At 60.4% G+C, this 18,304-nt stretch carries 20 protein-coding genes and 1 pseudogene; 3 read left to right on the top strand and 18 right to left on the bottom strand.

All coding sequences use genetic code 11. The features are described 5' to 3' along the window. Positions 1-48 precede the first annotated feature (48 nt). The 8 genes and pseudogenes from C5P05_RS20010 to nifE all read right to left on the bottom strand — a co-directional run bounded on the left by C5P05_RS20010 (position 49) and on the right by nifE (position 5,507). Entirely contained in the window at positions 49-789 is a 741-nt protein-coding gene (locus C5P05_RS20010) for a YkgJ family cysteine cluster protein (protein WP_114971594.1), read from the bottom strand. After that, positions 786-1,148: pseudogene (locus tag C5P05_RS20005) on the bottom strand (nitrogen fixation protein NifQ); the annotation flags it as partial. The gene C5P05_RS20010 and the pseudogene C5P05_RS20005, both read right to left, overlap by 4 nt. Before the next feature lie 69 nt (positions 1,149-1,217). Continuing rightward, the gene (gene fdxB / locus C5P05_RS20000) at positions 1,218-1,526 is read right to left on the bottom strand and encodes a ferredoxin III, nif-specific (protein ID WP_114971592.1); all 309 of its coding nucleotides are present in this window, start codon (positions 1,524-1,526) and stop codon (positions 1,218-1,220) included. A gap of 26 nt (positions 1,527-1,552) precedes the next feature. After that, complete coding sequence (locus C5P05_RS19995; RefSeq protein ID WP_114971591.1) at positions 1,553-1,753, bottom strand: CCE_0567 family metalloprotein; 201 nt, start codon at positions 1,751-1,753, stop codon at positions 1,553-1,555. Positions 1,754-1,755: 2 nt separating this feature from the next. Continuing rightward, positions 1,756-2,244, bottom strand: a complete 489-nt coding sequence (locus tag C5P05_RS19990) for a NifX-associated nitrogen fixation protein (RefSeq protein ID WP_114971590.1) — start codon at positions 2,242-2,244, stop codon at positions 1,756-1,758. After that, positions 2,241-2,651: a nitrogen fixation protein NifX gene (nifX, locus tag C5P05_RS19985; protein WP_114971589.1), complete on the bottom strand. Its 411-nt coding sequence runs from the start codon at positions 2,649-2,651 to the stop codon at positions 2,241-2,243. The genes C5P05_RS19990 and nifX overlap by 4 nt, the downstream gene beginning before the upstream one ends. A gap of 25 nt (positions 2,652-2,676) precedes the next feature. Then, positions 2,677-4,077 carry a nitrogenase iron-molybdenum cofactor biosynthesis protein NifN gene (nifN, locus tag C5P05_RS19980; protein WP_114971683.1) on the bottom strand — a complete coding sequence of 467 codons (1,401 nt, stop codon included), beginning with the start codon at positions 4,075-4,077 and terminating at the stop codon, positions 2,677-2,679. 2 nt (positions 4,078-4,079) lie between these two features. After that, complete coding sequence (nifE, locus tag C5P05_RS19975; RefSeq protein WP_114971588.1) at positions 4,080-5,507, bottom strand: nitrogenase iron-molybdenum cofactor biosynthesis protein NifE; 1,428 nt, start codon at positions 5,505-5,507, stop codon at positions 4,080-4,082. A gap of 254 nt (positions 5,508-5,761) precedes the next feature. Here nifE and C5P05_RS19970 point away from each other — a divergent pair, with 254 nt between their 5' ends. Then, the gene (locus tag C5P05_RS19970; protein ID WP_114971587.1) at positions 5,762-7,798 is read left to right on the top strand and encodes a spermidine synthase; all 2,037 of its coding nucleotides are present in this window, start codon (positions 5,762-5,764) and stop codon (positions 7,796-7,798) included. 79 nt (positions 7,799-7,877) lie between these two features. Here the strand turns inward: C5P05_RS19970 and C5P05_RS19965 are convergent, their stop codons facing one another. From C5P05_RS19965 to nifH, 10 genes are all read right to left on the bottom strand, one after another. Continuing rightward, on the bottom strand, positions 7,878-8,621 hold the full coding sequence (locus C5P05_RS19965) for a hypothetical protein (protein WP_114971586.1): 744 nt from the start codon (positions 8,619-8,621) through the stop codon (positions 7,878-7,880). Positions 8,622-9,004: 383 nt separating this feature from the next. Continuing rightward, a complete protein-coding gene (locus C5P05_RS19960; RefSeq protein WP_114971585.1) occupies positions 9,005-9,391 on the bottom strand; it encodes a NifB/NifX family molybdenum-iron cluster-binding protein in 387 nt (128 codons plus the stop codon). Between the two features lie 24 nt (positions 9,392-9,415). After that, the gene (locus C5P05_RS19955) at positions 9,416-9,895 is read right to left on the bottom strand and encodes a ferritin-like domain-containing protein (RefSeq protein WP_114971584.1); all 480 of its coding nucleotides are present in this window, start codon (positions 9,893-9,895) and stop codon (positions 9,416-9,418) included. A gap of 11 nt (positions 9,896-9,906) precedes the next feature. Next, positions 9,907-11,631, bottom strand: coding sequence for an AAA family ATPase (locus C5P05_RS19950; RefSeq protein WP_114971583.1), 1,725 nt, complete (start codon positions 11,629-11,631; stop codon positions 9,907-9,909). Between the two features lie 12 nt (positions 11,632-11,643). Next, positions 11,644-11,895, bottom strand: a complete 252-nt coding sequence (locus C5P05_RS19945; protein ID WP_114971582.1) for a hypothetical protein — start codon at positions 11,893-11,895, stop codon at positions 11,644-11,646. Between the two features lie 28 nt (positions 11,896-11,923). Further along, on the bottom strand, positions 11,924-12,241 hold the full coding sequence (locus C5P05_RS19940; protein ID WP_114971581.1) for a hypothetical protein: 318 nt from the start codon (positions 12,239-12,241) through the stop codon (positions 11,924-11,926). Between the two features lie 2 nt (positions 12,242-12,243). After that, the gene (locus tag C5P05_RS19935; protein ID WP_114971580.1) at positions 12,244-12,591 is read right to left on the bottom strand and encodes a 2Fe-2S iron-sulfur cluster-binding protein; all 348 of its coding nucleotides are present in this window, start codon (positions 12,589-12,591) and stop codon (positions 12,244-12,246) included. A gap of 74 nt (positions 12,592-12,665) precedes the next feature. Next, positions 12,666-14,222 (bottom strand): nitrogenase molybdenum-iron protein subunit beta, encoded by a 1,557-nt coding sequence (gene nifK, locus C5P05_RS19930; protein ID WP_114971579.1) that lies wholly within the window; start codon positions 14,220-14,222, stop codon positions 12,666-12,668. A gap of 94 nt (positions 14,223-14,316) precedes the next feature. Further along, positions 14,317-15,780 (bottom strand): nitrogenase molybdenum-iron protein alpha chain, encoded by a 1,464-nt coding sequence (gene nifD / locus C5P05_RS19925; protein ID WP_114971578.1) that lies wholly within the window; start codon positions 15,778-15,780, stop codon positions 14,317-14,319. Between the two features lie 87 nt (positions 15,781-15,867). Next, complete coding sequence (gene nifH, locus C5P05_RS19920; protein WP_114971577.1) at positions 15,868-16,755, bottom strand: nitrogenase iron protein; 888 nt, start codon at positions 16,753-16,755, stop codon at positions 15,868-15,870. 377 nt (positions 16,756-17,132) lie between these two features. Between nifH and C5P05_RS19915 the strand changes: the two genes are divergently transcribed. Continuing rightward, entirely contained in the window at positions 17,133-17,600 is a 468-nt protein-coding gene (locus C5P05_RS19915; protein WP_114971576.1) for a group II truncated hemoglobin, read from the top strand. Then, positions 17,597-18,205, top strand: coding sequence for a hypothetical protein (locus tag C5P05_RS19910; RefSeq protein ID WP_114971575.1), 609 nt, complete (start codon positions 17,597-17,599; stop codon positions 18,203-18,205). The genes C5P05_RS19915 and C5P05_RS19910 overlap by 4 nt, the downstream gene beginning before the upstream one ends. The last annotated feature ends 99 nt before the right edge of the window (positions 18,206-18,304 follow it).

The following is an 18,304-nucleotide window of genomic DNA, read 5'->3' as shown; positions in this document are numbered from 1 at the left end:
TTGCGCAAGAAGCTATCAAATATGCAGCAATACCGGGTGGCGCTCAAATCACGGGCTTGCGACCTCGTCGAACCAGGCGGCCATGGCGTCGCGCTGCTCCGCATCAATGGCGGCAGCGGCCAGCGGGTCGCCGCCCGCCAGCCAGTCGGTAGTGGCGCGCGCGTCGTCCAGTGCCAGCACCAAGGCGTGATTGAATTCATAGACCCCCCACGCCAGGCCGTGACCGCGCAGCGCCGCCTGCAGCGCCGATTGCACCAGGCCACGAACCAGTTGGTGCGGCTCGGAAAATGGCACTTCATCCGCTCGCCCCGCCGCCGCTTCGACGCAGGCACGCTTGTCGTATGAGGCATGGCCCCGACAGGCCAGCGGGCGCACACGGTGGATGAGGCAGACGCCTTGCTCGATATACGCGCAGCGCCGGTTCAGGCCGACGCGGGCCACCTCGTCCAGACCGCGGGTGGCGGCATCGGCCGCGCGCACCCGCGCCATCAGGTCGATGCTGTGGCCTTGCAGCGCCTTTGCCGTGGCACGCAGGTAGGCGGCGACCATGAAGACCTCGGCTGCCAGCACACCGACACGCAGGGTGCAGCAGCTCGGGCAACCCTTGTGGCAGGCAATCGGGGGCTGTCCCTCGCACTGGATCGCGACATTGCCGTCGAAACTGTCCCAGGCCTGCTGCAGCGCGGACTCGATGCCCGGTGCATTGGCCGTGTGTTGCAGTGTGTGGCCAAACGCGGCACGCAGGTCGCGGAAAAAGGCCTGCGGGCCGTGTTCGGCAGTGTTGCTCACGGCGTAACGCTTGACGCCTCTTCCGGGCCGAAACACAGGCCATAGTCGGAGCAGACGCCGCAGGTCGGCGCCTTGCAAATCAGCAAGTCCTCGCGCAGACACAACTGCTTGTAGAAGAACTTCTTCCACTTCATGTTGTGTGTGTTGCGGGCGGCGAGTTGCGGGAACCAGTGCTCGATCAGCATCGAGAGTTCACGCCGTGACGGCAGACCGAGGTCTTGCCACAGATGTTGATCGCCCAGGCTGGCACAGGCAATGGCCCAGGCCACCGAGTCCACGTCGGCGGGAGAACCTGCGGCCGGATCGGCATGATCGCGCAGCAGGCTCATCAGATCGACAATTTCGTCGCGCCGGGTCTCCATGCGATCAGCCAGTGCATGCCAGTCCGGGGTCGCCACTATCGCTTGCGTGTCCATCGGGCGCTCCTCTCACACCTCGGCGGCGGCGTGCGTATAGCACTTCTTGGGGCAGATCTTGGCGCAGGCCGTGCAGCCGATGCACAGCGCCTGGTGCGCGATGGTCATGACCTTCTTTTCGTATTCCTCGTCATCGTCGTCATCCTCGTCCACGCGGACGTATTCACCGTCTTCGTTGAGGCCGACGAGTTCGAGCACGCCACGCGGGCAGACCTTGAAGCAGCGGCCACAGCCGATGCATTTCTCTTCGTCCAGTTGGGCGACAAAGGTCGGCGTCCAGGTGGCGCCGCTGGGCAGGGTAACGCTAAAAGTAGTGCTCATGGCGGTCTATCCTTGGCAGGAGGTTTTCAAGCGGCGGCGGCTGCCGCGGCTTTGCGCGCGTCCATCAGCGCGGCATGGGCGTCGTGACAGTGCTGGGCGATTTCAAGAATCTTTTCCCAGTTGGTGGGCAACTCCTCGGACAGGTCATGCAGGTCCATCTTGGCCTGCGTGGCCCGCGCATTGAGCTTCTTCAATCGCGTTTTGAGTTCGTCGGCGTCATGGCTCATGGTCAGGCTCCGTATTGCGCCACATCCGGGTAGGTCCGGATCATGACGACCGCTTCGTCCAGGAACTTGGTGCCGGCATCGGACAGCTTGGCCAGCGACGGAAAGCCAAAGCGGTGCACGTCGCGCAGCTGCTTGTTGACCACGACCAGCCTGCCGGCGATCAAGACCATGCGGCCAAAACCTTCGTGGCTCATCTTCATCATGGGCGAGACCATCTGACCGGTTTCGCGCTCGATGGCGACGGCGATCGCGTTGTAGAAAATCTCCAGATGCCACAGCGTCTCGGGGTCCGGGTCGCCCAGGATCGGCAAGGCGCGGCGCTCTTCGGCCGTGTGAATATAGGGCTTCAGCAATTCCAGGTCGGTCTTGCCCTCCCAGGTGCCGTGGATGTCCTGCGCACGCAGCTGCTTGACCAACTGCTGCACAAAGGGCAATGCCATTAGGGTCTCGTCGCTGGCGGGGGCCTCAACAACGCTTGTTTCTTCAGTCATGGGGTTACCTCGTCATCTTCAAAGTTGAAAGAACGTTCGCTGTCCTTGGCCAGCGCCTTGCGCAGCCAGGGTGGTGGCGTGCCCTGTAGCACAACCTGCAGTTTTTCCAGAATCTCGGCGATCGACTCGGGCTGCGGCACCTTGATGGGATGGATCTTCATCGCCACCACGCGCGCCGCGCCGGAGCCACCGATGGCGGCGACGTAGAGAATGGCGACGTCCTTGATGGCGTCCAGTTTGGGGGCGAGCTTGTCCTCGTCGCCGTCCTCCTCCAGCTTGTCGCCGAAGTCGAAACTCTCGATAAAGCGATGCCCCTCGGGCGAGACGTCATAAACAACGATGCTCTTGGCCCAGCCGAAGTGCGCGTCAACGCGCTCTTTGTCCTGGGTGGCGAAGGCAATTTTCATAAGGCACTCCTGGGTTGAAGTTGAGTCAGGCACTGGCCGTGGCCAGGTTCGTGGGGGTGAGGGTTGAATTGGCGATTGGCACGCCGGTCGCCGCGCGCCGGGCCTCGGGCGTCAGCGGCCAGTCGCCTGGATGGTGGTGTTCAATCCGGTCGATCATGAGGTTGGCAATCTCGAAAATCAGGTCCATGGTGCCGCGGTAGCCCACCATGCGGCGGTGCGCGTTGCCGATGCGGTCGAACACCGGAAAACCGATGCGCAACAAGGGCTTGTTCAGGCGTTCCGCGGCTTGACGGCCATGCGAATGGGTGATCAGCAGGTCGCAGTCGGCAGCACCCGTCTCCAGGTCTTCCAGGTCACCCAGCACGACTTGTTCAGCCGGCAGCAGCGCGTGCGCGGGGGACTTGGTGGTGCTGATGCAGCAGCGCAGCTCGGCGCCCATCTCGTGCAACAGACTGCCCACCGCCAGCAGCAGGTCGGGTTCGGCCCCAATCGCTACCTTGACCCCGCCGGTGTAGAAATGGCCATCGAGCATGGCATCGAGCAGCTGGCTGCGCTGGCGCCGGTATTTGGCCGGCACGGCGCGGCCGGAGAGCTGCGCCAGGCGTTGCAGCAGGCGGTCGTTCACCTCCAGCCCGGTCAGGCGCTCGAAGATTTCCAGCGGCGTGCCGGCAATGGTTTGCAGCGCCTCGGCGCCTTCGCGCGTCTGCTCGCCCACACCGATGGTGAAGCTTGATGCGCCGGCCGCGCGAATCTCTTCCACGGTCGTGCCGCCCAGCGTGGTGCCGCGCCAGTCGGGCGGAATGTGACCGTCGAGCGAGCCGGAAATATCGGGCAGCACGATGACCGAGAGGCCAAAGGCCTGGATGATCTCGCGCAACTCGTCAATGTCACCCGGCGACAGATGGCTGCCGGGCAGCAGGGTGATCTGGTCCGCCTTCACCGGCAGCGGCTTCACCAATGTCTTCACGATGGCGGTGATGGCGTGCTTGTACCCATCCTCGAAGGCGCCCACATAGTCGGGCGTCGAGACGTAGACGATCTCGGTGTCATCCAGCTCGGGCTTGCGCTTGCGCGCCGTGACGATGTAGCCGTCCACATCGTCACCCTTGGTTTCGGTCAGGCCGGTGGAGCAGATGGCAATGACTTTGGGTGCGGCGCGTTTGCGGATATTGAGCAGCGCGGCCTCGATGTTGTCGTAGCCGCCGAGGATGGAGGTGACCTCGTTCATGGCCGTGGTCTGCAGCGGAATCGCTTCCTTGAAGTGGCGCACCAGCAGCACCAGGCCAAACGAGGTGCAGCCCTGCGAGCCATGCATCACCGGCATGCAGGCATCGAGCCCAAGAAAGGCAAAACTCGCGCCCAGCGGCTGGCTCATCTTGAGCGGATTGACCGTGCAGGCTTTTTTGGATTCAACAACGCGCGCCATGTTCATGCCCTCCCGACAGGTGACACCGCACCCAGGGTTTCGCCATCGTCACCCCAGGGCGCGGGGATGCGCACCTGCTGCCAGACCGGGTTGTAGATGGCGCGGTCAATCTCGCGCACCAGCTCGACCATGCCTTCATACCCACCGTAGGGGTGATGCCGTTCCTGGTTGATGTCTAGCCAGGGCATGCGCGCCTTGAGCGCCACGAACTGCGAGCGGCCACCGGACAACATGATGTCGGCGCGGGCGTCGCGCAGCATGTTGTACATCTCGCGCGGCGTCATGTCATCGATCATGTGCGCGTCGTCGCCCATGATTTCCTTGATCTTTTGTTTGTCTTCTTTAGTGCTCTTCTTGACGCTGGTGCCGGCAATCTCCAGCCCTGCTTCCTGCAAGGCCGCCACCACTGACCAGGACTTGACGCCGCCCGTGATCAGCAGCGCGCGCTTGCCGGTGAGACGTTGCTTGTAGTGTTCGATGCGTTTCCAGGCACGCGCTTCCTCGACTTCGATCAGGCGCTCGGTGCGCTCCAGCAAGTCGTCGGGTGCGCCTTGCTGCACCAGCAGTTTGGCGATCTGGCGCAAGGTGTCGCTCATGTCGCCGATGCCGTAGAACGAACCCTCGAAGTAGGGAATGCCCCAGCGCTGTTCCATCTTGGTCGCGATGTTGATCATCGACTTGGAGCAGACCATCATGTTCACCTTGGCCCGGTGTGCGCTGGCGACTTCGTTGTAACGCCCATCGCCCGAGATGCACGAGAGGATGCGGATGCCCAGCGCGTCCAGCAGCGGCTTGACCTGCCACAACTCGCCGACCAGGTTGTACTCGCCGATGATGTTGATGTCGTAAGGGGTGGTGAACTCCGGCTCAACCGTGCCGATGACATAGTCCAGCAAGGCCTCGGCGCCGAGCTTGTTGCCCAGGTTCTTGGGACCGGCGAAGCCGGGCGCATTGACCGGAATGATCGGTTTGCCGAACTTTTCGGTCGCGCGCTGGCACACTGCTTCAATGTCGTCACCGACCAGCGCGGTCACGCAGGTCTGGTAAACAAAGACCGCCGGCGGGTCGTATTTCTCGACGATCTCGCGGATCGATTTAAACAGGCGCTTCTCACCGCCGTAGATGACGTCGAGCTCGTTGATGTCGGTCGTGAAGCCGGTACGGTAGAGCTGCGAACCGGAGGAGGCGCTGTGCCGGTTGTCCCACGAGTTGCCCTCGCAGGCAATCGGCCCGTGCACCAGGTGGGCCACGTCCACGACCGGCTGCAGCGCAATCTTGGCGCCGTCAAAAGCGCAGCCACCGGCGGCGGCGCCGGGGTTGAGCTGCTTGGTGCAACCCTTTTTGCGTTCCTTTTCGCTCTTGCCCTGGTTCTTGTCACAGCCAGGTTCTTCGAACACTTCGGCGATTTTGGCCTTGAGCGAGACTGACATGGAAGACTCCTGACATGGTGGTTAGTCTTCTCATTGCAATTTGGGTGCCAGGGCAAAAACTGCTCTGAACAGCGGCTTATGCGCGAAATGGCAGCGGCTGGCGCCGCGCTTTGGCCGGTTTGAAGGAATTGCGACAAACGGTTTGCGACAGGGGGCTGTCCTGGCCAGAAGAATCGACCTTGGCGCGAAAGTTGGACCTGTACACTGCGCGCACTGCTAGGAGGCGCTTTCGCCACGGATCAACACGACAACCCATGAAAATTGACCTGCGCCTGACCGTTCACTATGGTCTCACCATTTTTCTCAGCGCCTTCCTGCTGTTCCAGGTACAGCCCTTGATTGGCAAGATGATTTTGCCCTGGTTTGGTGGCTCGGCAGCCGTTTGGACGACTTGCATGTTGTTCTTCCAGCTGGTCTTGTTGCTGGGCTATTTTTACTCCCATTGGGTGGTCCGCTACCTCAGTCCTTCTCGCCAAAGCCTGGTGCACGGCGGTTTGCTGCTGGTCAGTTTGTTGCTGATCCCGATCAGCCCGAGTCTGGACTGGAAGCCAACGGGCGCCGAGAATCCCACCTTGCGCATCCTTGGCTTGCTGACCGTGTCCATCGGCTTGCCCTACTTTGTGCTGTCCACCACGGGACCGCTGCTGCAGGCCTGGTTTGCACGGGAGCGTTCGGGCCTGGTGCCGTACCGCTTGTTCGCTTTGTCCAACTTTGGCTCCATGCTGGCGCTGCTGGCTTACCCGGTGGCGGTAGAACCGATCTTCCCGACCCTCTGGCAGTCCTACCTGTGGTCGGGTTTGTATGCGTGTTTTGTCGCCGCCTGCGCACTCCTGGCCTGGCGTGGACGCCATGGCGTTCCCATCGTCGAGCCAACCCATCACGACGGCCCCGCGCCGCGCTGGACGCACAAGGTGCTGTGGGCCGCCCTGGCGGCCTGTCCGTCGATTTTGATGGTGGCCGACACCAGTTTCCTCACCACCAACATTGCCCCCATCCCCATGATCTGGGTCGCACCTTTGGCCTTGTACCTGCTTTCATTCATCATGAGCTTTGAGCGCCATGGCTGGTACCGGCGCAAAGTGTTTCTCCCGTTGCTGGTGCTGGGGTTGGGTGCCCTGGCCTACCTGCCCACCCTGGGGATCAACGAACTTCCCCTCGCCGTCGCCATGGGGATCAACCTGACGGCGTTCTTCGTGGCATGCATGGTGTGTCATGGCGAACTCGCCCGTCTGCAACCGCACCCCAGCCACCTGACCGGCTACTACCTGATGTTGGCGGTGGGCGGGGTGGTCGGTGGTTTTTTTGTCGGCGTCATCGCGCCCTATTGGTTTAACAGCAATTACGAATTGTCGATTGGCATTTTGCTAACCGGACTGGTGGCTACCGTTGCCATCATCCCCAAAACGAAATTTTCACGCCCTCGGCGGCGTCACGCCAGCATCGCCTTCACGGCGGTCGTGCTGCTGGGCCTGGCCTGGATTCGCATCGACGACCATCGGGAAGAGACCAGCGGCGCAGAATTGACCGAGCGCAATTTCTACGGCACCCTGCAAGTCTTTCACAACGAAAAGGTCGGCTATCGATCCATGTTTCACGGACAAATCGTCCATGGCCGACAAAACACCGCGCCGGACCAACTGGACCAGCCCACCACCTATTACAGCCCGGACGGTGGCGCTGGCAAGGCGATGCAGCTCAAGGCCGCACAAGGGCCAATGCGGGTCGGGGTGATTGGCCTGGGCGTTGGCACACTGGTGAGCTACGGGCGCAAGGATGATTACTTCCGGCTCTACGAGATTGATCCCATGGTGATCGACATCGCGCGCAAAAATTTCAGCTTTCTCTCGCGCACCGCGGCCGCCACTGACATCATTCTTGGCGACGCCCGCTTGCAGTTGGAGACAGAGCCCGCGCAACGGTTCGATGTGCTGGTGGTGGACGCTTTCTCTGGCGACTCGGTGCCCATCCATTTGCTGACGCAAGAAGCCTTTGCCCAGTATTTCAGGCACCTCAAGTCCGACGGCGTGCTGGTGGTGCACATTACCAACCGGTTCCTGGACTTGCGGCCAGTCATGAAGACGGCAGCCAATCATTTCGGCAAGGAGGTTCGCCTGGTTGATTCCGAGGGGAATTCTGAAAAACTGGTGTTGCGTTCCCGCTGGGCACTGATCAGCGCTGACGCGGCCTTGTTCAAAGATCCACGGCTGGCCGGCGCAACGAGCATTGCCGATTCTCCTGGATTCCAGCCATGGAAAGATGACTACAGCAGCATCTTCTCCATCCTGCAATAGCGAGGCGCATGGCCGGTTGAATGGCAGGGCTGACTGGATCGATCCCGACGCAGCTCAAAAAGCAAGCGGCCAGCAAAGTTCAAGGTTTGACGCCGTCGAAGACGAGACCGTTACTTCGGGCGCTGTTGAGCGCGGCCAGGTAGAGACGCTTTGCGCCCGCGTCAAAGTAGCCAATGCCGGTGACGGAACTCGTGCCGGTGGCGCAATTGCTGCCGCTGATCACAAGCGATAGATCGTATAGATTGCCTTTGGCGCGTGGCACGACGAGTCCGGCATATTGGCAGCTGCTGGTTCCGGTGCCGGCAACCAGGCCCTGCGGATTGATCACCATCGTTATCGCCTCATTGCTGCCTGCAACGGAAGCGATGCCCAAATAGTTGCCGGCGATCGCTGACAGGCTTGGGGTTTTGTCGTAGTCCGCGTTATACGCGCTCGTAAATGTGTAAGTTGAGTTGGGGTTGGCGTAGGTGGCTGATCCGTTGAGACTTTGCTTGGTCGCGTAGCTTGCGGACACCGTGGCGTTGTTGATACCCTGCCCTGAGATATTGAAGTCCACGCCGTCGGAAGAGGAGAAACTGCCGTTGAGCGAGGTACCGGTGCCCTGAATAAAACCGGCAGTGAGGGCGCTGACATTGGGCACCGAATAAAGAAGCCAATAGGTGCCGTTGTCAAGAACAATACCCGTCACCGTACGGGATGTGCTGGTGCTTCCGGCCCACAGCCCTTCCGCACTGATGAGCGGTGCAGGCGGAGTGCCACTATTCCCGCTGCCACCGCAGGCCGCCAGTGCCAACAGCCACGACACAGCGAGAACTTTGATCATGGGGGTCGTCATGACTTTCACGATTGTTCCTTGTGACAAATTCGGATAGTACACCCCCAGGATATTGGGATTGCGGGGTGTACAGCCCTGCGGTCTGGTGCGCTCTGTTGGGGATGACGCATCATGGATTCTCCTGATCGAGGCCCACCGGCGCTGGCAAGAATCTGCGCATTCGTCCGCCGCCCGGTAGTCACTGTCACTGGCCGGTTAACGCCAGGCAAGCAACATTCGTCAAAATCGGATTGCTATAAAATACGTAGCTACTTGCGCTTATTGGACGAGGGCTACAGGCCTAAAATGCATGTAAATATGTCTCGCACTGCGGATGCCGTTGTTGCCGGATGCGACTTATCGTCACCCGGCCGACCAGGCAGCTTGCCAAGTCAATAACGCGAGAACAGATCCCGCAGCTTGCACAAAGTGGTGGTGACGTCGAAGCGGGTATCGGGCAGCGCTTCGCCGGACATGACTTTCTTCAGCGCCATGAGCGGATCAGTCTCGCCGGTCAACAAGACTTGGGCGCCCCATTTCTCCATGTGGCGCATAAAGCCGTCACCCGCGCTGGCGGCGATCATGATTTCGACGCCATGAAGGGGGTGCGGGCCATCGTCCTGAAAATGGTGCAGCAGTTGCTCTTTGGTGAGCAGGACGCGCTGGGGCTCGGGTAGTGGCTCACCCGGCTGGCAGTCGAATTCCAGCCAGTCCCGGGTCTGGCCGGCGTGGCCGCCAACCTGGGTCCAGCTGTTCTGGGTGGCGACCGCAATTTTCATGATGCTGGAGCCGCGTGAGGCCGTTCAGCCCTCAGTCGGCAGCGCCTGGCCGCTCAGGTGCAATTGCATCCAGCGCTTCAGTTCGGCGACGTGCTGGGCTTCTTCTTCGACAAACTCCTTGGCTAGCACCCGGATTTCCGGGTCGTCGGTGGAGGCCAGGACCTCGGCGTAAAAGTCAAGACCGGCACTCTCCGCATCCAGCGCCACCTGCAGCGCCTGCTCAATACCGATGAAGGGGTCGGCCGCCCAGATCGCGGCCGCTTCGGGGCTTTCGACGTCGGGCCAGCGGTACTCGCCCGCCTTCATCTCGGGCAAGGTGCGAAAGCCGGCACGGGCGCGGGCGTCGCCCAGATGCAGCAGGGAGTAGTCGGCCAGGCGGCGAAACAGACGCCCCACCTCTTTGTTGCCAGCCGTGGTCATGGCATCGGCGAGCTGGCCGAAACGCAAGGCAGCCTCGCTTTCCAGCTGGATGGTGTGGGCTAAAAATTCTTCTACGGTTTTCATAGTTTCCTTTGTCAAATGCCTGTTTCAGTTGCCATGGGCGCAGCCGGATCCAGGCCGCGGAACATGGCGCAGCGCAGGAACACGTCGCGCGTCGGCTCGACCTGTTTGTGGTGGCAATACTTGGCGACCAGCTTGGCCAGGCCCTTGATGTCGCGTCCGGTCGCCGCCGGAAACAAGGCGGGGAGTTTGTCCAGCATGCCTTCCTCCAGGCCCAGTGCAAACTGCTCGCCCATCACCTGCCAGATGCGGCGCCGTCCGGTCGCATCCGGCGGGTGGTAGCGGATCAGCGCGATGCAGCGTGACACGATGGCTTCATCAATATCGTCGATGCGGTTGGTGGTTAAAAACAGCAGGCCGTTGAAGTACTCCAGCACGCGCAGAAACACCCCGACCACGGCGTTCATGGTCAGGTTGTCGTCGCGGCGCTTGATGTAAACGTCGGCCTCGTCAATCAGCAGCACCGCACCCCAGCGCTGCGCCCGCAGCAAGATTTCCTTCAGGGATGCCTCCATCGTTGTGACGTTGAGGCCAAGCTGGCCGGAGTGCACGCGGTAGAGTGGCCGGCGGATGATTTCGGCATAGACCTCGGCCGTGAGCGTTTTGCCCACACCGGGCGGGCCGGCACACAGCACGGTGGTGCCGCCGGACTTGCCGGCGATGATGTCGTCCATCAAGACGTCCATCTCGGCGGTGAGGATGTCGATCAAATCGGTCTGCTCGGGCGGCAGCACCAGCTTGTGTTTGAGCTGCGGCTGGTAGACATAGGGTGCGAGGTCATTCACATGCACCCACACATGGTGGTGCAGGTCGAGATGGAACATCAGGATGAGCGGATGCACCGGCAGGCGCTTGAACAGTCCGGGGCGCTGCTGCAACTCGGCGTGCAGGGCCAGCACTTCATCCTCGGCGTCATAGTGGTTGCTCTTGGCTGCCTTGGACAGGTAGTTGGAGAGCACTTCACCCGGCGTCTCCAGGCTGGGGTTGCGTTGCTGCAGCACGCCTTCGTCGTTAACCAGTCGCGCCGCACCGCCTTGCGCCGACAGAATCACCACGTCCTTGCGCATCCAGTCGGCGTCACGGTGGGTGGCGCTGGGATCTTGCGCGTGGAAGGCGGTACCGCGACCCTCAAACTGCGCACCGCTCTGGGCGCGCCAGTCGAAGTAGCGTTCTACCGTCATTTCATAAGCCGCCATCAGGGCCGCTGATTCACGCACCAGGCCGCGCGACAGCAGCATCTCGGGCACACTGCGGCCCTTGACGTCACCACCGGTCAAGCGCAGGGTCTGCATGATGACGCCGGCCTTGGCATTGGCTTTCAGCTCAATCAGGACTTTGCCGGTCTCGTCGTTGGACGCCGGCATGTAGTCGATGCGGGTCGGGCACCAGGCCAGGGGCTGGCTGTCGGTGTCGGCGCTGAACAACCAGCCGCAGCGGGCGTCGGCGGCAATGTAGCTGACAAAGGCCGGCACCACTTTTTCCAGCGTCTCCTCGCTAAAGCGCACGCCGGGGTGGTCGTGCAACACATGGCGCAAGGAGTCCAGCTGGGCGGCGCGGCGGCTCTGATTGGCGCCGCCGTGGTTCCACAGCTGGCCCAGGCGTTCGAGAACACCCGGCGAGAGTTGCTGCAGCCCGATTTCGGCGTGCGCACCAAAGCGCAGCTGGTCCGTCAGTGCCGCCAGTTCGGGAAACTCAGTCGCCAGCGTGTGGGCATGCGAACGTTCGACGCGCAGCTTCATGCAAGCCCCGCCCTAGTCGTCCGTCAGCACGTCAAGCGCCACCAACTGTTCATGCAGCGCATGCCTTGCACGCCAAAGTGCTTTACCGGCGATGAGCGGGTCGTTGCCTTCAAAGGCAGCCACCGCTTCCGCCTCGTTCCAGTAGACATAGCGTTCCCCTTGGGAAGTGGCCAGCGTTTCCAGCTTGCGGACAAAATCTTCCTTGTCAAAGGCAAACCAGGCGCGCGGATAGCCTTGATTAGGGAGTTCAACAACAAAGATCATGGCAATCTCCCGGTGAGGTGTCTCAAACTCAATCCACGCCTTCGTTGGTGGCTTTGACCCACACCGCGCGGCGCAGACGCTGTGTGATGCCCGCCGGACTGGCGTCAAAATCCCGTTGCGCCGCCGACAGGGCGTTTTGCGCCATGGCAGCTTCCGCCAGCGTGAACGGCAAACGCCCGGCCGCATGGGTCGCACCGGGGACCGCCTTGGTGATGGCTTGCCGGTTCGGATGCTCGTCCATCGGGATCAGGCTGTCCGCCTCGCGCACACCATCGAGACAGACCCAGCCATCCATCACCTCAACCTTGCGACCATCCTGCGTGGTCTTGATGTAGGCGGCGTCCATGGCTAAAACGTGACCAGAATGTCTTCGTTGCGGACGACGAACTGGCATGCCAGTCGCCATGGGGGAGGTAGATCCTTGGTTTCAGCGTCTGCGATCTGTTGTGCGGTGATCTTGCCGGCGAGTCGCAGGACCGTCTTTTCTTTCTCGGTCAGGGCCATGCCCATGGGCGTTTTGTCGGAGAGCACCGTGACCTGCAGCTGGCAGGAGCCACACTCGCCGTTTTCACATTCAAATTCCAGCGGCACGTTGTTGGCCTTGGCGACGGCGAGCAGCGTCTTGGTGTCGCCTGCGATGGCATACACCGTCAAGTCCTTCTTCATGCGGGGAGAGCTAAAGGTTACATTGGCCATGATGTCCTCGGATCGGGGAAAAGGTAGGTCACAAAAAAAGGGCCGGGACCTGAGTCCCAGCCCTTTTTGGCAGGTTAACGAATGATGTCGTAGCTGTAATCGGTCTTCGCGATTTCCATGGTGTTGCCGTCGAGCGCTTCGAAGAATTCATCCAGCAGCATCACCAGCACGCGCATGGCGCCGTCATAACCCCAGGTGGCATAACGATGGTAGTGGTGACGATCAAAGATCGGGAACACCAGGCGCACCAGCGGTGTCTTGGTATCGCGTTCCAGGAACTTACCATAGGTGTTGCCAATCATGAAATCGACCGGCTCCGTGAACAGCAGCGAGCGCAAATGCCACAGGTCGCGTTTCGGATACACCTTGCAGCCGGCACCGTAGGGTGACGCGTCAAACAGGGCTTGCATCTTGATCTCCCACTCTTTGCCGCCATTGGTGGCCACGACGTGGGCCGGCTCGGCACCGAGCTCCAGCAGGAACTGTGAATAACCCAGCATCTGGTCCGGATCGCCATACAGGGCAAAGCGCTTGCCATGCAAGTGAGCCTGGCTGTCGGCCATGGCATCAACCACTTCGCCGCGTTCTTTTTCCAGAACCGCAGGAATCGGCTTGCCGGTCAGGCGCGAGATTTCCATCAGGAACTTGTCGGTACCGCTCACGCCCACGGGCGCATTGAGCACGACGACTTCCTGGCCATGTTCACGGATGAACTTGGTGGTTTTTTCGCAGCAGTATTCCTGGAATACGATGGTGGCTTTGGCATGCAGTGCCGCAATCACTTCTTCCTTGGTGGTGCCGCCGGCGTACATGCGGAACTCGCCATCGGTCGGTGTGTTCCAGTTGCCGGACGGGTCGCAGATGATGTTCACTTTGACGCCGAACAGATCGAAAATCCGGCGGATTTCCTTCATGTTGCCCACCACAAAGCCATCAAAGCCGCCGATGAAGTTGATGCTCTCGTCGGGTACGCGAACCAGGGGTTCGGTGGTCTTGGCCTTGCCGTCCCAGAAGTGGCGCAGCACGCCCATCAGCGCGTTGTCGTAGCCCGTGATGTGGCTGCCAACGAAGGCTGGTGTGTGGGCGAACGGCACATCGAATTCTTCGGGGATGCTGCCTTTTTGCTTGCTGGTCTTGATGAAAGCGTCAACGTCGTCACCAATGACTTCGGCCATGCAGGTGGTCGATACCGCGATCATGTCGGGCTTGTACAAGCTGTAGGCGTTGGCCAGGCCATCGACCATGTTGTTCAAGCCACCGAACACGGCTGCATCCTCGGTCATGGAGGAGCTGACGCAGGAGGTCGGCTCCTTGAAATGGCGCGAGAAATGCGAGCGGTAGTAGGCCACGCAGCCCTGGCTACCGTGCACAAAGCTCAGCGTCTTGGCGAAGCCGTTGGCAACATACACAGCGCCCAGCGGCTGGCAGGCCTTGGCCGGATTCACGGTGAGTGAATCACGGGCGAAGTTCTTCTGCTTGTAGTCTTCGGTCTTGGTCCATTCGACGATGGACTTGATGGTTTCGTCGGTGTGGTTGAACTCGAACTCTTTCTTGTTTTTGAGGAGTTCTTGGTACTCGGGTTCACGGAACAGCAGTTCGTGGTCGATGATTTTGTCGGCTGATTGAGGCATGACGGGCTCCAAAAGTTATCGGTTGAAACGAGGTCAGGTCACCGACCTCGTTAGTCATCGGGAAAGGTAGCCGGTACACACCGGCCACCGGGGTTCAGGCTGCTTTTTTCCAGGGCGCCTTGGTCAGGGCCCAGATCGGGCTGGAAATGGCCATGTCCATGTCACGGGCGAAGATGGCAAAGCCGTCATAACCGTGGTACGGGCCGGAATAGTCCCAGCTGTGCATCTGACGGAACGGCACGCCCATCTTCTGGAATACGTACTTTTCCTTGATGCCGGAACCAACCAGATCCGGCTTGATCTTGTCAACGAAGTGCTCGAACTCAAAGCCGGTCACGTCGTCATAGATCAGCGTGGCGTCCTTGATGTAGTGGGTGGTGCGTTGGTAGTCGTCGTTATGGCCGAACTCGTAGCCGGTGCCAATCACTTCCATGCCGAGATCTTCGTAGGCGCCAATCACGTGACGGGGGCGCAAGCCGCCGATGTACAGCATGACGGTCTTGCCCTGCAGGCGCGGCTTGAACTTGTCAACAACGGCCTGCATCAGCGGCTTGTACTTGGCAATCACCAGCTCGGCCTTGGCCTTGATGGTCTCATCGAAGTGGCCGGCGATCTCGCGCAGGCTCTTCTCGATCATGGTAGGACCGAAGAAGTTGTATTCCACCCATGGAATACCGTACTTCTCTTCCATGTGCCGGCTGATGTAGTTCATCGAGCGGTAGCAATGGAGCACATTGAGTTTGGCCTTGGGCGTGTTCTCGATCTCGGCGATGGTGCCGTCGCCGGACCACTGGGAAATAACGCGCAAACCCATCTCTTCAAGCAAGATGCGGCTGGACCAGGCGTCGCCACCGATGTTGTAGTCACCGATGATGGCCACGTCGTAGGGGGTCGACACAAATGTGGGGTGCTTGTCGGCCTCGACCTTGTCGAACACCCAATCGCGGATGGCGTCATTGGCCAGGTGGTGACCGAGTGACTGGCTCACGCCGCGGAAACCTTCGCAGCGCACGGGCACGATGGTCTTGCCAACGTATTCCTTGCTCTTCTTTTTAGACACCGCTTCGATGTCGTCACCGATCAGGCCGATCGGGCACTCGGACTGGATCGAGATACCCTTGTTCAGGGGAAACAGTTCCTGGATCTCGTCGATGATCTTGTCTAGCTTCTTGTCGCCACCGAAGACAATGTCCTTCTCCTGGAAATCGGAGGTGAACTGCATCGTGACAAAGGTGTCGATGCCGGTGGTGCCGATGTAGTAGTTGCGGCGGGCAGCCCACGAATATTGGCCGCAGCCTACGGGTCCGTGGCTGATGTGGACCATGTCCTTGATCGGGCCCCACACCACGCCTTTGGAGCCAGCGTAGGCGCAACCGCGAATCGTCATTACGCCAGGCAGTGACTTGATATTGGACTTGACGCCGCAATCGGGCTTGCCTTCTTCAAACGTGCCCAGGTGCTTGGCGCGCCTCTTGGCCATCTTTTCGGGATAAGCCTTCAGCACTTCATCAATCAGGGCCTTGTTCGCGGCCTTGCGCTCTTCAACGGTGGCAGTCATGGGGAACTCCAGTAGTAAATGTTTTTGTCTAGCACTTAGACCCGACCCGATTCATCTTGCGGCAAATCAGGCCGGGCCTGGTACCTCTTAGGCAGCAGCCAGGGCTGCGGCTGCGGCCTTGCCGACTGCCGACTCGTCGATCGCTTCCATGATCCCGAATTCCATCAGCATGTCCTCCAGCTGATCCATCGTGATCGGGGTGGGGATCGTGCCGTTGCCGGCGTTGTTGTGGATCTTCGAAGCCAGGGTGCGGTATTCGCCGGCCTGCTTGGAGTCAGGGGCGTATTCGATCACGGTCATGCGGCGCAGTTCAGCGTGCTGCACGACGTTGTCGCGTGGGATGAAGTGGATCAGCTTGGTGCCCAGCATGCCGGCCAGCGCATCGGCCAGTTCGTATTCCTTGTCGGTCTGGCGCTCGTTGCACACCAGGCCACCCAGACGCACGCCACCGGAGTTGGCGTATTTCAGGACACCCTTGGAGATGTTGTTGGCGGCGTACATGGCCATCATTTCGCCGGACATGACGATGTAGATTTCCTGCGCCTTGTTTTCGCGGATGGGCATGGCAAAACCGCCACACACCACATCACCCAGCACGTCGTAGGACACATAGTCCATGCCGTCATAGGCACCGTTTTCTTCCAGGAAGTTGATCGAGGTGATGACGCCGCGGCCAGCACAGCCAACGCCTGGCTCTGGGCCACCGGACTCCACGCAGCGGATGTCCTTGTAACCAATTTTCATCACGTCTTCGAGCTCCAGATCCTCCACCGAACCGGCCTCCGCTGCCAGCGACAGGATGGTGTCCTGCGCCTTGGCGTGCAAGATCAAACGTGTGGAGTCGGCTTTGGGGTCGCAGCCGACGATCAGGATTTTCTGGCCGAGGTCAGACAGCGCTGCCAGGGTGTTTTGTGATGTGGTGGATTTGCCGATGCCACCTTTGCCGTAGAAGGCGATTTGCCGAAGTTTAGCCATTACAGTGCTCCAATAAGGAAGGGTTAAAAAGCCGAAGGTTGCGAAGCCGCGACCATGTCAGCCTGACGTGCCTGTAAGTCTTGTTAGGTGGTCACGTATCGGCCGGACTTGTGTCCGCGCAGCTTCACTACTGCAGCTTCCGTGCCATGCTTTTGTAGCGCTCGGCAGGGTGCTGAAAATGGCTTGCCTCACAGAGGGAAAACGATGTTCCAGGAGGCATTGAAACCGGCTTTTTGCACATTGTTCATTTCCCGACAAAACGGCGCGCCGTGTCGCAAAAATTCCGGTGTCGGCGGCCCGCAGGACTGGTTTGTGTCGCGTTTGCAGGGCAACAAGCCCGGTATAGGCCTGGTACGGTCATTGCTCATAGAGAGGCTATGAACACCGCTACCGCCAACACCCAGCCCACGCTGTTGCCCTCACCACACTTCGAGATGCTTGGCGGCGAGGCCGGCGTCGTGCGGCTCGTGAATGCTTTTTATCGGCATATGGATACCCGGCCTGACGCAAGCGGCATCCGCGCCATGCACGAGCCCGACCTGACCTCGACCAAGGGCGTTCTGGTGCTCTTCCTGTGCGAATGGCTGGGCGGGCCGAAAGACTATTCGGCCCAGCGCGGCCACCCGCGTCTGCGCATGCGCCATACCGGTTTTTCGATTGGCGTGTCGGAGCGCGATGCCTGGCTGGCCTGCATGCGCGCCGCGCTTGAGGACGTTGGCGCCGCGCCCGCCTTGCGGGAGGCATTGATGAGTTCATTTTTCAAAACGGCCGACTGGATGCGCAACACCGGCCCCAACCCCGCAACCCCCTCAATTATTTCTACCACAACGAAGGAATCTTCATGACCGCCACACTAGCCCTTAAAGAGATCGACGACACCGCATTTGCGCGGCTCGAAACCGAGGGGAGAATGCTCAACCCCTTGGTCAAAGCACCTACAGCCAAGCCCGGTCGCATCGGCTTTCGCGGTGAATTGGCGCTGCGCTTTGCCCCCAAACTGGCTGACGAGGCGCGTCCCCCGGAGCTGCTTTGCGGTCAGGTGATGTCCATCGCCAACGTCGGCGAAAAGCACATTCCGTTTTTTGCCGGTTACCTGTTGAGCTTCGAGTACCTGAAAGATGTGGCTGAAGTGCTGGGCGATACCCTCAGCGCAGGCGGCAAATACTTCCTTTTCTGCAACAACATTGATCTGTCCAAGAAGTACCAGGTGCCGTACAAGGGCGCCATGTTCTATGTGTTGCCGATTGATGAATCCACCGTCTACAACGAAATGCTGAGCCTTTTGTACCTTGAAAAAAATGACCTCAAGAAGAAAGACACTGCCGGCAAGCTCGACGCCGTGGCGGACGCTGCGCTTAAGTACGACATCACCTTCGACACCATTACCTACGCCGAAGGTCTGGCACTGATGGGACCGGTGCGGAATCCTAACGAAAACCGTCCGGTTTGATCGGTGTCTTCCTGCTGCGCGAACCGATCTTGCAGCTGTGATGCTCGCCGTACGGGAGTACGGCTGCGCTTCTCGCAGCAACCTCGATTCGCTCGCGAC

The organism is Rhodoferax ferrireducens, assembly GCF_003347515.1.
GTDB lineage: Bacteria > Pseudomonadota > Gammaproteobacteria > Burkholderiales > Burkholderiaceae_C > Rhodoferax.
The sequence above is the reverse complement of the archived record's forward strand: the minus strand, read 5'-3'. Positions and strand labels throughout refer to the sequence as shown.

What these genes read in the sequence shown, in the direction of transcription:
- fdxB (WP_114971592.1), bottom strand. Translation starts at nt 1,526, where the DNA reads ATGAGCACTACTTTTAGCGTTACCCTGCCCAGCGGCGCCACCTGGACG.
- C5P05_RS19995 (WP_114971591.1), bottom strand. Translation starts at nt 1,753, where the DNA reads ATGAGCCATGACGCCGACGAACTCAAAACGCGATTGAAGAAGCTCAAT.
- C5P05_RS19990 (WP_114971590.1), bottom strand. Translation starts at nt 2,244, where the DNA reads ATGACTGAAGAAACAAGCGTTGTTGAGGCCCCCGCCAGCGACGAGACC.
- nifX (WP_114971589.1), bottom strand. Translation starts at nt 2,651, where the DNA reads ATGAAAATTGCCTTCGCCACCCAGGACAAAGAGCGCGTTGACGCGCAC.
- nifN (WP_114971683.1), bottom strand. Translation starts at nt 4,077, where the DNA reads ATGGCGCGCGTTGTTGAATCCAAAAAAGCCTGCACGGTCAATCCGCTC.
- nifE (WP_114971588.1), bottom strand. Translation starts at nt 5,507, where the DNA reads ATGTCAGTCTCGCTCAAGGCCAAAATCGCCGAAGTGTTCGAAGAACCT.
- C5P05_RS19970 (WP_114971587.1), top strand. Translation starts at nt 5,762, where the DNA reads ATGAAAATTGACCTGCGCCTGACCGTTCACTATGGTCTCACCATTTTT.
- C5P05_RS19965 (WP_114971586.1), bottom strand. Translation starts at nt 8,621, where the DNA reads ATGATCAAAGTTCTCGCTGTGTCGTGGCTGTTGGCACTGGCGGCCTGC.
- C5P05_RS19960 (WP_114971585.1), bottom strand. Translation starts at nt 9,391, where the DNA reads ATGAAAATTGCGGTCGCCACCCAGAACAGCTGGACCCAGGTTGGCGGC.
- C5P05_RS19955 (WP_114971584.1), bottom strand. Translation starts at nt 9,895, where the DNA reads ATGAAAACCGTAGAAGAATTTTTAGCCCACACCATCCAGCTGGAAAGC.
- C5P05_RS19950 (WP_114971583.1), bottom strand. Translation starts at nt 11,631, where the DNA reads ATGAAGCTGCGCGTCGAACGTTCGCATGCCCACACGCTGGCGACTGAG.
- C5P05_RS19945 (WP_114971582.1), bottom strand. Translation starts at nt 11,895, where the DNA reads ATGATCTTTGTTGTTGAACTCCCTAATCAAGGCTATCCGCGCGCCTGG.
- C5P05_RS19940 (WP_114971581.1), bottom strand. Translation starts at nt 12,241, where the DNA reads ATGGACGCCGCCTACATCAAGACCACGCAGGATGGTCGCAAGGTTGAG.
- C5P05_RS19935 (WP_114971580.1), bottom strand. Translation starts at nt 12,591, where the DNA reads ATGGCCAATGTAACCTTTAGCTCTCCCCGCATGAAGAAGGACTTGACG.
- nifK (WP_114971579.1), bottom strand. Translation starts at nt 14,222, where the DNA reads ATGCCTCAATCAGCCGACAAAATCATCGACCACGAACTGCTGTTCCGT.
- nifD (WP_114971578.1), bottom strand. Translation starts at nt 15,780, where the DNA reads ATGACTGCCACCGTTGAAGAGCGCAAGGCCGCGAACAAGGCCCTGATT.
- nifH (WP_114971577.1), bottom strand. Translation starts at nt 16,755, where the DNA reads ATGGCTAAACTTCGGCAAATCGCCTTCTACGGCAAAGGTGGCATCGGC.
- C5P05_RS19915 (WP_114971576.1), top strand. Translation starts at nt 17,133, where the DNA reads ATGAACACCGCTACCGCCAACACCCAGCCCACGCTGTTGCCCTCACCA.
- C5P05_RS19910 (WP_114971575.1), top strand. Translation starts at nt 17,597, where the DNA reads ATGACCGCCACACTAGCCCTTAAAGAGATCGACGACACCGCATTTGCG.